The organism is Acidocella aluminiidurans (assembly GCF_055383125.1).
Window position 1 is genome coordinate 2,983,468 of sequence record NZ_AP031589.1, and the last position, 12,980, is coordinate 2,996,447.

General features: G+C 65.7%; 8 protein-coding genes. 3 read left to right on the forward strand and 5 right to left on the reverse strand.

Features of this window, described 5'->3' with window-relative positions:
- Window positions 1-24: 24 nt before the first annotated feature.
- From ACZ46S_RS14745 to ACZ46S_RS14760, 4 genes are read right to left on the reverse strand one after another with little or no spacing between them, the layout of a single operon-like run.
- Window positions 25-1,572, reverse strand: a complete 1,548-nt coding sequence (locus tag ACZ46S_RS14745; RefSeq protein WP_464062352.1) for a response regulator — start codon at window positions 1,570-1,572, stop codon at window positions 25-27.
- Between the two features lie 10 nt (window positions 1,573-1,582).
- Window positions 1,583-2,188 (reverse strand): chemotaxis protein CheB, encoded by a 606-nt coding sequence (locus ACZ46S_RS14750; protein ID WP_464062354.1) that lies wholly within the window; start codon window positions 2,186-2,188, stop codon window positions 1,583-1,585.
- The gene (locus ACZ46S_RS14755; RefSeq protein WP_464062356.1) at window positions 2,185-3,009 is read right to left on the reverse strand and encodes a CheR family methyltransferase; all 825 of its coding nucleotides are present in this window, start codon (window positions 3,007-3,009) and stop codon (window positions 2,185-2,187) included. Before ACZ46S_RS14755 ends, ACZ46S_RS14750 begins: the two co-directional genes overlap by 4 nt.
- A gap of 9 nt (window positions 3,010-3,018) precedes the next feature.
- The gene (locus ACZ46S_RS14760; protein ID WP_464062358.1) at window positions 3,019-6,453 is read right to left on the reverse strand and encodes a response regulator; all 3,435 of its coding nucleotides are present in this window, start codon (window positions 6,451-6,453) and stop codon (window positions 3,019-3,021) included.
- 214 nt (window positions 6,454-6,667) lie between these two features.
- Between ACZ46S_RS14760 and ACZ46S_RS14765 the strand changes: the two genes are divergently transcribed.
- A complete protein-coding gene (locus ACZ46S_RS14765; protein ID WP_464062359.1) occupies window positions 6,668-9,166 on the forward strand; it encodes an ATP-binding protein in 2,499 nt (832 codons plus the stop codon).
- Between the two features lie 110 nt (window positions 9,167-9,276).
- Here ACZ46S_RS14765 and ACZ46S_RS14770 read toward each other — a convergent pair whose 3' ends face one another.
- Window positions 9,277-10,224: a LysR family transcriptional regulator gene (locus ACZ46S_RS14770; protein ID WP_464062361.1), complete on the reverse strand. Its 948-nt coding sequence runs from the start codon at window positions 10,222-10,224 to the stop codon at window positions 9,277-9,279.
- A 116-nt stretch (window positions 10,225-10,340) separates the two neighbouring features.
- On the opposite strand from ACZ46S_RS14770, the gene ACZ46S_RS14775 reads away from it, so the two are divergent.
- The gene (locus tag ACZ46S_RS14775; protein ID WP_464062362.1) at window positions 10,341-11,498 is read left to right on the forward strand and encodes an iron-containing alcohol dehydrogenase; all 1,158 of its coding nucleotides are present in this window, start codon (window positions 10,341-10,343) and stop codon (window positions 11,496-11,498) included.
- Between the two features lie 129 nt (window positions 11,499-11,627).
- Window positions 11,628-12,881, forward strand: coding sequence for an ABC transporter substrate-binding protein (locus ACZ46S_RS14780; protein ID WP_295741701.1), 1,254 nt, complete (start codon window positions 11,628-11,630; stop codon window positions 12,879-12,881).
- Window positions 12,882-12,980: the final 99 nt, after the last annotated feature.

Here is a 12,980-nt window from a genome sequence, read left to right on the forward strand (position 1 = left end):
TGATTCTCAGTTGAGAAGGTCGGATCAGACCCGCGCGGCGGCGATGTCGGCGATCAGCGCTTCCAGCGCCTCGAAGGAGACCGGCTTGACCAGATGATGGTCGAACCCGGCCAGGGCGGCGCGTTCCTTGTCGCGCTCCTGGCCCCAGCCGGTCTGGGCGACGATCTGGGTGCCCTGCAAGGCGGCCTCCTGGCGCAGGAGGCGGCAGACCTCATAGCCGTTCAGCCCGGGCAGGCCGATATCCAGCAGGATGATATCCGGCCGGTAGCGCCGCGCCGCGTCCAGCGCGCCGCGCCCGTCATGCAGCAGCTCATAGTCGTGGCCCATCTCGTCGAGCATCCAGCCGACGGTCTGCGCCACTTCGACTGTGTCATCGACGACCAGGATGCGCTGCGGGCCGGAAACGGGGGCGCTGGCCGCGGGGGCCGGCGCGGCCAGCGCCGGCGCCTCGATCAGCTGCATGCGGATGGTGAAGCGGCTGCCCTGGCCGGGGCCAGCGCTCTCCACGCTGATCCGCCCGCCTTGCAGCGCCGCCAGCTGCTGCGCCAGGGCCAGGCCGATGCCAAGCCCGCCCTGGGCCTGCGCGCGATGCGCATCGATCTGGGTGAAAAGCTGAAACACCGAGTCCAGCATTTCGGCGGGGATGCCCATGCCGTCATCGATGACGCTGATCACCGCTTCCTCGCCCTCCTGATGGGCATCCAGCGTGATATGGCCGCCGGCTTGCGTGTATTTGGCGGCGTTGTTGAGCAGATTGCCGATGATCTGCGCCAGCCGGGAGAGATCCGCCTGCAGCCAGAGCGGCGTTTGCGGCTGCACCACGGTGAGGTTGTGGCCGGCGGCGGCGATCAGCGGCTGGCTGGTCTCCAGCGCCAGGCGCAGCACGTCGCTGAGTTGCACCGGCGCCAGGCGCAGCTCGATCTTGCCCTGGCTGATGCGCGAGACATCCAGCAGATCGTCGATCAGCCGCACCAGCTGGGTCAGCTGGCGGTCCATCATCGCGTGGATGTCGGCGGCCTGGTCGCGGTCCGGGTTGCGCCGCAGCAGGTCCAGCCCGTGGCGCAGAGGGGCGAGCGGGTTGCGCAGCTCATGCGCCAGGGTGGCGAGGAAATCATCCTTGCGCCGGTCGGCGTCGCGCAGCGCCTCGGCCTGCTGGCGCAGCGTGTCGCGCTGTTCGGCCAGCTGCTGGCGCTGGCGGTAGAGCTCGAAGAACACCTCCGCCTTGCTGCGCAGAATATCCGGCTCGATCGGCTTGTAGATGAAATCCACCGCCCCGGCGCCATAGCCCTGGAAGCGGCGCTGCGTGTCCGAGGCGCCGGCGGTGACGAAGATGATCGGGATGCGCCTGGTGCGCTCATTGCCGCGCATCAGCTCGGCCAGCTCGAAGCCGTTGAGGCCGGGCATCTGCACATCCACCAGCGCCAGCGCCACGTCATGGGTCAGCAGCAGCTCCAGCGCCTCGTCGCCCGAACGCGCCTTCAGCAGCACCAGCCCGTCGCGGCGCAGCAGCGCGTCCAGCGAGAGCAGGTTCTCTTCAAGATCGTCGACCAGAAGGAAATAGACGGGTGCCATATGCGGTCTCTCAGTTCTTATCGACGGGCGGCCTTGCCGCCAGCTCTTGCAGATAGGCGGCGATGCCGCCCGGGGTCACGATACGGGCCTGCGGACAGGCCGCCAAAGCCGCCTCCGGCATGGCGGCGGCGAAGGCGGTCTGCGGGTCCTGCACGGCCACCTGGCCACCGGCGGCGGCGGCGGCGCGCAGGCCCCGCGCGCCATCCTCATTCGCGCCGGTGAGCACCAGGGCGGCCAGGGCCGGGCCATACACATCGGCGGCGCTCTCGAACAGAATATCGATCGCGGGGCGCGAATACAGCACCGGCTCATCCGCCGACAGGGCCAGCGCCTGCGGGGTTTCGACCAGCATATGATAGTTCGGCGGGGCGAAATAGACCGTGCCGGGCTCGATCGGTTCCTTATCCTCGGCCTCGCGCACCCGCATCGCGCAGCGGCGCGCGAACAGCTCCGCCAGCAGGCTTTTGCGGTCCGGCGGCACATGCACCACCACGAAGACCGGCAGTGGAAAGTTGGCGGGCAGGGCGGGCAGGACCTGGTTCAACACCTCCAGCGCGCCGGCGGAGGCGCCGATGACCACCGCCTGACAGGGGGGCTGGCATCGTGTCTCGCTCATCCATCCCGCCTTTGATAAAGCCGTTCTTCGCGGTTGAATTCGCTGAAGGCCTCGGCATGGGCGCAGAAGCGCAAATTCTCCTTCGCTCCCAGCCCGAGAAAGCCCTTGCGCGAGAGCGAGTCCTTGAACAGCCCGATGGCGCGGTCCTGCAAAGTGCGGTCGAAATAGATCAGCACGTTGCGGCAGGAGATCAGATGCATCTCGGCGAAGACGGCATCGGTGACCAGGCTGTGATCGGCGAAGAGCACGCGCTCGCGCAGGGATTTATCGAACACCGCCCGGCCGTAGCCGGCGCTGTAATACGCCGAGAGCGAGGATTTGCCGCCGGATTTGCGGTGGTTTTCGGTGAAAAGCTGGATCCGCTCCAGCCCATAGATGCCGGCCCGGGCGCGGGCCAGCGCGTCCTGATTGATGTCGGTGGCATAAAAGATCGTGCGCTCCTCCAGCCCTTCCTCGCGGAACAGGATGACGAAGGAATACAGCTCCTCGCCATCGGCGCAGCCGGCGATCCAGAGTTTCAGCGACGGGTAGGTGCGCAGATGCGGGATCACGGTTTCGCGGATCGCCTTGAAATAGCTGGGGTCGCGAAACATTTCGCTGACCTGCACGGTGAGATAGCCCAGCATGCGCGGCAGCATCGTCTCGTCATGCAGCAGCCGTTCCTGCAGCGCCGAGATGCTGGCAAAGCCCATCTGCTCGCGCGCCAGCCGCAGCCGGCGCTTGATGGAGGCGGCGGCGTAATGGCGGAAATCGTAATGATAGCGCAGATAGAGCGCTTCCAGCAGCAGCTGGATTTCGATCTCCTCGACCTGGTCAGTCATTGGCGCGGGTCATTTCGGCATCCATACCCGCACCAGCGAGAGCAGCTTCTCCACATCCAGCGGCTTGGCCATATAGTCGCTGGCGCCGGCCTCGATGCAGCGCTGCTGGTCGTCGGGCATCGCCTTGGCGGTGAGCGCGATGATCGGCAGCTTGGCCCAGGCCGGGTTTTCGCGGATGGCGCGCGTGGCGGTGAGTCCGTCCATCACCGGCATCATCACATCCATCAGCACCAGATCCACCGCCAGCTCGCGATGCAGCTGGGAGGTCGCCAGCCGCTCCAGCGCCTCCTTGCCGTTGCGGGCGATCTCCACCCGCGCGCCGCGTGGTTCCAATATATTGGTCAGCGCATAGACATTGCGGACATCGTCCTCGACGATGAGGATGCGCCGTCCTTCCAGCAGCGCGTCGCGGTTGCGGGCCTGGCGGATCATGTTCTGCTGCTGCTCCGGCAGCTCGGCCACCACCTGATGCAGGAACAAGGTGACTTCATCGAGCAGCCGCTCGGGGGATTTGGCGCCCTTGATGATGATGGATTTGGAATAGCGGCGCAGCCGCAACTCATCATCGGCCGAAAGTTCGCGGCCGGTATAGACGATCACCGGCGGGAAGGAATAGGCATCCTGCTGGCTCAGCGTCTCCAGCAGGGCATAGCCCGAGGTGTCGGGCAGCGAGAGATCCAGCACCATGCAGTCGAAGGTCTGGGTGCGCAGCAATTCCAGACATTCCGCGGCGGTGCCGGCGGCGACGGTTTCGGTGTCGTCCGAGGCGAGGAGCTTGGAAACGGCCTCGCGCTGGCGTTCATCATCCTCGACGATCAGCACGCGATGCATGCGCTGCTCCAGCCTGGCTTCCAGCTTGGCCAGCACCTCCGCCACCTGCTCGCGGCGCACCGGCTTGAGCATATAGCCGACCGCGCCCAGTGACAGCGCGGTCTGCGCGTGATCGCCGGCGGAGACGACATGGATGGGGATGTGGCGGGTATGCACGTCGCGCTTCAGACGATCCAGCACCGAGAGGCCGGACTGGTCGGGCAGGCCGACATCCAGGATGATCGCGCTGGGGGTGAGGTCGCGCGCCAGGCTGAGCGCTTCTTCGGCGGTGCCGGCGAGCAGCACCTGGAAGCCCATCTCATGCGAGAGATTTTTGAGGATGCCGGCGAAGGCCTGGTCGTCCTCCACCACCAGCAGCACCCGGCGGGACTGATCCAGCGAGTCGCGATCATCGCTCAGCGGTGGGGCTGGCGCCGGGCGGGCGCGGGCGGGGCCGGGGGCGGGCAGGGCGGCCGGCGCCGGGAGGCTGGCCGGGCGCGCGGCGCGCGGCGCCACCAAACCAGGATCGAACGTCTCCGGCAGGGTCACGGTGAAGACGCTGCCCTGGCCCAGCTTGCTCGTCACCCCCAGCGTGCCGCCGAGCAGCCGGGCGAGTTCGCGCGAGATCGACAGCCCCAGCCCGGTGCCGCCATATTTGCGGCTGATGGTGCCATCCGCCTGATGGAAGGCATCGAAAATATGCGCCTGCTGCTCTTCGGAAATGCCGATGCCGGTATCCGACACGGCGAAGGCGACGCGCCCGGCGCCGGCGCGCTGGATGGTCAGCCGCACCTCGCCGGCTTCGGTGAATTTCAGCGCGTTGGAGAGCAGGTTTTTCAGCACCTGCTCCAGGCGCTGGGAATCCGTCACCATGCTCGCGGGCGCGTCCGGCGCGGCCTCGATCACCAGCCCGAGTCGCCGTTCGCGGGCGATCGGCTCGAACATCTGCCGCAGATGCGTGGCGATGCGCTCCAGCTTCACATTGTCCGGCTGGATTTCGACATGTCCGGCCTCGATCTTGGAAAGATCGAGAATATCGTTGATCAGGGTCAGCAGATCATTGCCGGAGGATTGGATGGTCTGGGCGTATTTCACCTGTTCGGCGCTGAGCGTGTTGGTCGGGTTATCGGCGAGCAGCTTGGCCAGGATCAGCAGCGAGTTCAGCGGCGTGCGCAGCTCGTGCGACATATTGGCCAGGAAGTCCGATTTATAGCGGCTGGCCTGCTCCAGCTCGCGGGCCTTCAGCTGGATGAAGCCGTTGGCCTTTTCCAGCTCGTCGCGCTGGCTCTCCAGCAACTGGGTCTGTTCTTCCAGCCGGGCATTGCCCTGTTCCAGCTCCGCCTGCTGCTGCTCCAGCCGCGCCTGGGATTCCTTCAGCGCCCGGCTCTGCTCCTCCAGCTCCTCGTTGGAGACGCGCAGCTCCTCGCCCTGCACCTGCAGCTCCTCGGATTTTTGCTGGGTTTCCGCCAGCAGCGCCTTCAGCTCGTCGCGGTAGCGGGTGGCGCGCACCACCATGGCGATGGCGGCGGAGAGCTTGTCCAGCAGCGCCACCACCTCGGCATCCACCGGCTGGATGAAGCCCAGCTCCAGCACCATATTGGCCACGCCTTCGATGCTGCCGGGCACCACGATCAGCTGGCTCGGGCTGCGCTGGCCGAGCGCGGTGCCGAAGGTGAGATAGCCTTCCGGCACGCGCTCCAGCACGATATGCTCGTTCCGCGCCACCGCCTCGCCGAGCAGCCCGTCATGCGGCGCGATGCGCGCCGGCAGGAAGGCGCTGGCCGGCACGCCATAGCTGGCGGTGCGCGCGAAGCCGTCCTCGTCGGCGACATAGAGCACCCCGGCGACGGCGCCGAAATAGCTCGACATGAAGGCGAGAATGCTCTCGCCCAGCCGCGCCGCATCGGGCTGGCCGCGCATCGCCGCCTCCAGCCCGACCTGGGCGGACTGGATCCAGTCCTGGCGCTGGCGCATCAGTGTGGCGCGGCGGATCAGCGCGCCCACCACCAGCGCCAGAATGATGCTGACCAGGCCAGAGGCGATGCCGCTGGCCATCGCATGCTGGCAGGCGGCCGCCATCTCGCGCAGGCGCTGGGCGCGCAGCACTTCCTCGGTCTGGTCCATCTCGCCGAGCAGATCGCGGATATCGTCCATTTCGATCTTGCCGCGATTGCTGGCGATGATCGCCATCGCCGCCGCCCGCTCGCCGGACTGCGTCAGCGCGATGGTCTGTTTCAGCTCCGCCAGCTTGGCCGCCACATGCTGGCGCAGCGGCGCGATCCGCGCGACCTGTTGCGGGTTATCCTTGACCTGCCACGCCAGCGTGTCGAGCTGCGGCGCCATGTTGGCGATGGCGTTGTCGTAAGGGGCGAGATAGGCGACATCGCCGGTGAGCATGTAGCCGCGCTGCCCGGTCTCGGCATCCAACGCCGTGGCGCGCAGGGCCGAGAGGCTGGCCAGCACATCGTGCGAATGCGAGATTTCGGCATTGTCGCGCTGGATCGTCCGCAGATTGAAATAGGCGGTGGCGCCGCTGATCAGGAAGAACAGGATGGTGAGTCCGAGACCGATGGTGATGGCGAATTCCGATCCTGCCGCGCGTCGATTCGCCTGCCAGCCTGGGGTCCGCTTCATTCTGGTCTCTATTCAATGATCTGTTGGTTAAACCGCGCGTCACACTACATATGGAAAAAGGTAAGGCAAATTGCATTAGTGTCATAAGTTTTTTAGGCGCCAGGGCTTGTGCCGGGGCCGGATCGTCCCGGATGCTAGGAAGCTGGGCCTGCCCGGATCGATGCCAGGTCGGCGTCGGCGTAAATGGAAGCGGACATGTGATGGAATCTGGCATGTGACGGCAGTGGCGCACAGCGGCGCATTGGACGGGCTTGCCCAGCTGGCGGCGCAGATTTGCGGCATGGCGGCGGGCCGGGTGACGCGCGTCACCTCCGCCGGGCAGCTGGTGCTGGGGCAGTTCGGCACGGCGGCGCAGGCGGATGCGATATTGCCGCTCTCTTATGGTTTCTGCCCGCTGGTGACCGCCGGCGGGGCGCTGCTGACCATTCCCGACATCGAAGCCGTGCCGGCGCACGCGGCCAATGCCGCGCTGCGCGAAGGCTGGCGCTTCTATGCCGGCCTGCCGCTGCGCGATGAAGAGGGGGCGATTTTCGGGACGCTCTGTGTGCTGGATCTGACGGCGCGGCCCGGCGGGCTCTCGGAGGAGCAGGTCGCGGCGCTGACGCTGCTGGGCGGGCAGGCGAGCGCGCAGCTGGCGCTGCGCGAGCAGGCGCGGCGCCAGAGCCAGGATGCCGAGAACGCCGCGCGCTATCGCGCGCTCTTCAATAATCTCGATGAAGGCTTCTGCATCATCGAGTTTTTCGACGGCCCGCACGGCCCGCTCTCCGACTATGTGCATATCGAGGCGAATGACGGCTATGAGCGCCATACCGGCATTGCCGGCATCGTCGGCAAGACGCTGCGCGAGGTGGTGGCGCCGAATGCGGCGCAGGGCTGGCTGGAGATTTATGGCGGGGTTTTGCGCACAGGCCGGTCGGTGCGCTTCGAGCGTGAATTCGCCGAGGTTGGGCGCGTCATGGAGGTCTCGGCGAATCGCATCGGCCCGGCCAGCCAGCGCCAGGTTTCGGTGCTGTTTCGCGACATCACCGCGCGCAAGCGCGCCGAGGCGGCGCTGCGCGCGAGCGAGGCGCTGGCCCGCGAGAACGGGCAGCGCCTGCAGCTCGCTCTGGCGGCCGGGGCGATTATCGGCACCTGGCTGTGGAATCTCGGCACCGGCCTGTTTGTTGTGGATGCCGCTTTTGCCGTGAATTTCGGGCTGGACCCGGCATTGGGGCTGGAAGGGCTGGAGCTGCCGCAGATTATGGCCAGCGTGCACCCGGACGATCTGCCGGGGCTGATGGGCGCGATCGACACGGTGATCGCCCGTGGCGGGCCCTATGCCCACCAATATCGCGTGCGCCGCGCCGATGGGCGGTATTACTGGGTGGAAGCAAATGGCCGGGTGGAGCATGACGCGGATGGCAAGGCGCTCACCTTCAACGGCGTGCTGCTGGATGTGCAGGAGCGCCGGATGATGCTGGCCGAGCGCGAGCGCGCCGCCGCCGCGCTGCGCAGCCTGAACGAGACGCTGGAGCAGCGCGTGGCCGAGCGCACGGCGGAGCTAATGCGCGCCGAGGAGCAGCTGCGCCAATCCCAGAAAATGGAAGCGGTGGGGCAGCTGACCGGCGGGCTGGCGCATGATTTCAACAATCTGCTCACCGGCATCATCGGCAGCCTGGAATTGCTCGGCACCCGGGTGAATCAGGGCCGGCTGAACGAGCTGGACCGCTATCTGAACGCCGCGCAAGGGGCCGCCCGGCGCGCCGCGGCGCTGACCCACCGGCTGCTTGCCTTCTCCCGCCGGCAGACCCTGGACCCGAAACCGACCGACATGAACCGGCTGGTGCGCGGCATGGAAGAGCTGATCCGCCGCACCATGGGGCCGGAGGTGGAGATCGAGGTGGTGGGGGCGGCCGGGCTGTGGGCGACGCTGGTGGACCCGCCGCAGCTGGAGAACGCGCTGCTCAATCTCTGCATCAATGCCCGCGACGCGATGCCCCATGGCGGCCGCCTGACCATCGAGACCGCCAATCGCTGGCTGGACCCGCGCACGGCGCGGGCGCGCGATCTGCCGCCGGGGCAATATGTCTGTCTCTGCGTCACCGATACCGGGGTGGGGATGCCGCCGGAGGTGATCGCCAAGGCATTCGACCCGTTTTTCACCACCAAGCCGCTGGGCCAGGGCACCGGGCTGGGCCTGTCGATGATTTATGGCTTCGTGCGCCAGAGCGGCGGGGTGGCGCGGATCTATAGCGAGCCGGGACATGGCACGTCGGTGAGCTTGTATCTGCCGCGCTTCGTCGGCGAGGAGGCGGCGGGCGAGCCGGTGCCGGAGCTGCGCGCGGCGCCGCGCGCCAGCCATGGCGAGACGGTGCTGGTGGTGGATGATGAGCCCAGCGTGCGCATGCTGGTGATGGAGGTGCTGGAAGAGCTGGGCTATGCCGCCATCGAGGCGGCGGATGGGCCGGCCGGGCTGCGGGTGCTGCAATCGGATATGCGGATCGACCTGCTGGTCACCGATGTGGGGCTGCCGGGCGGCATGAATGGGCGGCAGATGGCGGATGCCGCGCGCGCCACGCGGCCGGCGCTGAATGTGCTGTTCATCACCGGCTATGCGGAGAACGCCATCATCGGCAACGGCCATCTGGAACCGGGCATGCATGTGCTGACCAAGCCCTTTGCGCTGGAGACGCTGGCGGCGCGGATCAAGGACCTGATCACCAACCCCGGGTGAAGATATGAAAATTTTGCGGATATGAAGGCTTTCTTCAAAAAGCCCGCCGCCTTTGTTAAAAACCGCGTGATTTTTTCAAGGAGGCTGTCTCATGCCCTCTCTTATCAATTTCACCGGGGAATTTTAGAACCGTTTTTCGGTGCGGCCGCCAGCAGGTCTTTGCCTAAAAACAGAGGCGCGGCCTTTTTGATTTCTTGGCGGATGAAGGCCAGCGCCAGTTTTACGGGGGTGCTGTGGACGAGGTCCGCATGCACCATCGCCCAATAGCTGCGTTGCAGCTGCAAGGTCTCCGGCAGCACCGCCACCAGCTCCGGCCGGCTTTGCGCCACATAGCCCGGCAGCAGGCAAAGCTGCTGGCCGGCACAGGCGGCTTCCAGCTGCGCGTGAATGCTCGAACATTGCAGGCGCGCGCGCAGGCTCGGCTCCAGCTCGGTCAGATAATCCAGCCCGCGGGTGAAAATCAGCTCATCGATATAGAACGCGAAGTCATGCCCGCGCAGATCCTGCGCGCTGCGGATCGGCTTGTGCGCGCTCAGATAATCCTTTGTCCCGAACACGAATAAACGATAATCGGTGAGTTTCTCCGACACCAGCTTGCGCGACTCTGGCGGGGTGAGGGTGATCAGAATATCCGTATCCCGGCGCGACATCGAGACCACTTGCTGGATGGTCAGCAGCTCCACCGCCAGCCGGGGATGGGCGGCGGCAAAGCGCGCCAGCCGCCCGGCCAGGAAGAAATTGCCGATGCCTTCCAGCGCGCTGATCTTCACCGCCCCGCTGGCGCTGACCTGGCCGCCGCCCAGCCGCTCCTCCAGCTGGCCGGCCTCGATCTCGATGCGTCCGGCCTGCTCCAGCAGCGCCTCGCCCTGGCGGGTGAGGGAATAGCCGCGGGCATTGCGCACAAACAGGGACACGCCCAAGGCCGCTTCCAGCGCGCTGATGCGCCTGGCCACCGTCGCATGGTCCGCCGCCAGCATCCGCCCGGCCTGGGAAATGGTGCCGCTGCGCGCCACGGCGAGGAAATAGCGCAGATCGTTCCAGTCGAACCCCGGTCTCATATGTGCAATTCCGCACAGTTGATGGTCGATATTTCCTGTATTCCTGCGGAAGCTGTCAAGGCTAGGATAATGTCTAAATCAGGCCCCTCAGAGGCCGGGGTGAGAAGGGAGACGTAATGTCAGCAATCATGCTTCCGCGCGTGGTGCGCATCGGTGGCGGCACTCTGGCCGAAACCGGCGAGGCGCTGTTGCAGCTCGGCCTCACGCGCCCGGCCATCATCACTGACAAATTCCTGGTGCAGAGCGGTGTGGTCGAGCGTTTGCAGGCGGTGCTGGGCAAAGTCGGTCTGCAGGCTTCGGTGTTTTCGGACACCGTTCCTGACCCGACCAGCGATTGTGTCGCCGCCGCGTCCGCTTTCGTGCGCGAAGCGGGGGCGGATTGCGTCATCGGCTTTGGCGGCGGCAGCCCGATTGATACGGCAAAGGCCGCCGCCATTCTGGCGCCGCGCCCGGGCACGATGCGGGCGTTGAAGGCCCCGCATCAGGAGATGACTCCCGGCCTGCCGATCATCGCCATCCCGACCACGGCGGGCACCGGCTCCGAGGCGACACGCTTCACCATCGTCACCGATACCGCGACCGATGAGAAAATGCTCTGCCCGGGCCTGGCTTATCTGCCGACGCTGGCGATCGTGGATTACGAGCTGACGCTGACCATGCCCAAGCGCCTGACCGCCGATACCGGGATCGACGCGCTGACCCATGCGATCGAGGCCTATGTTTCGCGTCTGGCCAACCCGTTTTCGGATTCGATGGCGATGGCCGCCATGCAGGCGATCTGGCGGGGCCTGCGCAGCGCCTATCACGAGCCCGGCAACCGTGCCGCGCGCGAACAGGTGATGCTGGGCGCGATGCAGGCTGGGATGGCGTTTTCCAATGCCTCGGTCTGTCTGGTGCATGGCATGAGCCGGCCGATCGGCGCGCATTTTCATGTCGCGCACGGACTTTCCAACGCGATGCTGCTGCCCGCCATCACCCGCTGGTCGATCGAGGGCAATGTCGCGCGTTATGCGGATTGCGCCCGGGCCATGGGCATCGCCCCGGCCAGTGCCGCGGATGCGCCGGCGGCGGCGGCGCTGGTGGAGGCGTTGCGCGGGCTGAATGAGGATTTGGCCGTTCCCAGCCCGAAAGATTACGGGCTCGATGCGGCGCGCTGGAGGCAGCTGCTGCCATTGATGGCCGAGCAGGCGCTGGCCTCCGGCTCGCCGGGCAACAACCCGCGCGTGCCTGACGCCGCCGAAATTGTCGCGCTTTATGAAGATGTGTGGGGCTGATGCGGTTTTCGCGCGGATCCGCGCAAAGGATGATTGACATTAACGCAAGGGCGAAGGAATATCTCCTAAAAATTCGAAGAACTTAACAAAAATTTCGCGGCTAACCGAAATAAATGAGGAAATAACAAGATGGTCTTCAAAAATACCGCCTCTTTGAATCGTCGTGGCTTGCTGAAGGCTGGCGCTGCCGCCTCCGCCTCAAGCCTGATTCTTCCTGAAGTCAGCTGGGCGCAAAGTGAATCGCCGGTGAAGATCGGCAATATCGATCCGCGCACCGGCACCTATGCCGCCTTGGGTGAGAACCAGATTCGCGGCGCCACCATGGCCGTCGATGAGATCAACAAGAAAGGCGGCATACTGGGCCGCCCGGTGCAACTGCTGGTGGAAGATTCGCAGGGGCTGCCTGGCCCGGCCGTCAGCAAGGCGCAAAAAATGGTCAGTCAGGATAAGGTGGACTTCCTGATGGGCTCGGTGAACTCTGCTGTTTCCGCCTCGCTGGCGCAATTCTCCAGCCAGCATAACCTGCTCTATATCGACACGGGCGGCCATGCCGATCCGATCACCGGCAAGAACTGCACCTGGAACACCTTCCGCACCTGTTCCACCACCTGGCTGGAGACCGCCGCGGACTTCAATCTGCTCTATCAGAAATTCGGCAAGAAATGGTTCTTCATCACCCCTGACTATGCTTTCGGCCATTCGTTGCATGACGATTATGTCGCGCAGCTGACCAAGGCCGGTGGCGTGTCGCTGGGCAACGCGCTGGCGCCGCTGGGCACCACCGATTTCTCCTCCTACCTGATCCAGGCGCGCGCCGCGAAGCCGGATGTGCTGATCTGCCTGCAGGCGGGCGATGATCTGGTGAATGTGCTGAAGCAGGCTGTGCAGTTCGGCATGAACACGCAGATGACCATTGCCGGCGCGCAGCAGGAGCTGGAAGTTCTGGAGGCGCTGCCGCCGGCGGCGCGGCTCGGCTGGTGGACGTTCGAGTGGTACTGGAACCAGCCCGGCGTCCCGCATCTGGAAGATTTCGTCGCCGCGCACAAGGCGAAATATAACGGCAAGGTGCCGACCGCGCGCACCTGGTTCGGCTATGCCTCGGCGCACGCCATCGCGCTGGCGGCGAACCAGGCGAAATCCTTGGATGCGCTGAAGGTTGTCAGGGCGCTGGAAGGGCTGGTGTTGCCGCCGGAAGTCGCGCTGCAGCCGGGCAAGTGCTATTACCGGGCGGAGGATCACCAGATGATCGCCAACATGTTCCCGGGCAATGTGCCCAATGGCGCCACCTATCCCAACCTGTTCAACGTGGCGCAGACCGTGCCGAGCGGGACGATCGCGAAATCCCCGGCCGAGGCTGGCTGCAAGCTCGTCTATCCGAGCTGAGCTTTGGCGTGACCGCAAGGGAGCCGGCATGGGCATGCCGGCTCCCTTTTCCGTTATGCACGGTTGCAATGTAAAGCTGCGCCGCGTGGCGCTTTAAGG

What these genes read in the sequence shown, in the direction of transcription:
- ACZ46S_RS14745 (WP_464062352.1), bottom strand. Translation starts at nt 1,572, where the DNA reads ATGGCACCCGTCTATTTCCTTCTGGTCGACGATCTTGAAGAGAACCTG.
- ACZ46S_RS14750 (WP_464062354.1), bottom strand. Translation starts at nt 2,188, where the DNA reads ATGAGCGAGACACGATGCCAGCCCCCCTGTCAGGCGGTGGTCATCGGC.
- ACZ46S_RS14755 (WP_464062356.1), bottom strand. Translation starts at nt 3,009, where the DNA reads ATGACTGACCAGGTCGAGGAGATCGAAATCCAGCTGCTGCTGGAAGCG.
- ACZ46S_RS14760 (WP_464062358.1), bottom strand. Translation starts at nt 6,453, where the DNA reads ATGAAGCGGACCCCAGGCTGGCAGGCGAATCGACGCGCGGCAGGATCG.
- ACZ46S_RS14770 (WP_464062361.1), bottom strand. Translation starts at nt 10,224, where the DNA reads ATGAGACCGGGGTTCGACTGGAACGATCTGCGCTATTTCCTCGCCGTG.
- ACZ46S_RS14775 (WP_464062362.1), top strand. Translation starts at nt 10,341, where the DNA reads ATGTCAGCAATCATGCTTCCGCGCGTGGTGCGCATCGGTGGCGGCACT.
- ACZ46S_RS14780 (WP_295741701.1), top strand. Translation starts at nt 11,628, where the DNA reads ATGGTCTTCAAAAATACCGCCTCTTTGAATCGTCGTGGCTTGCTGAAG.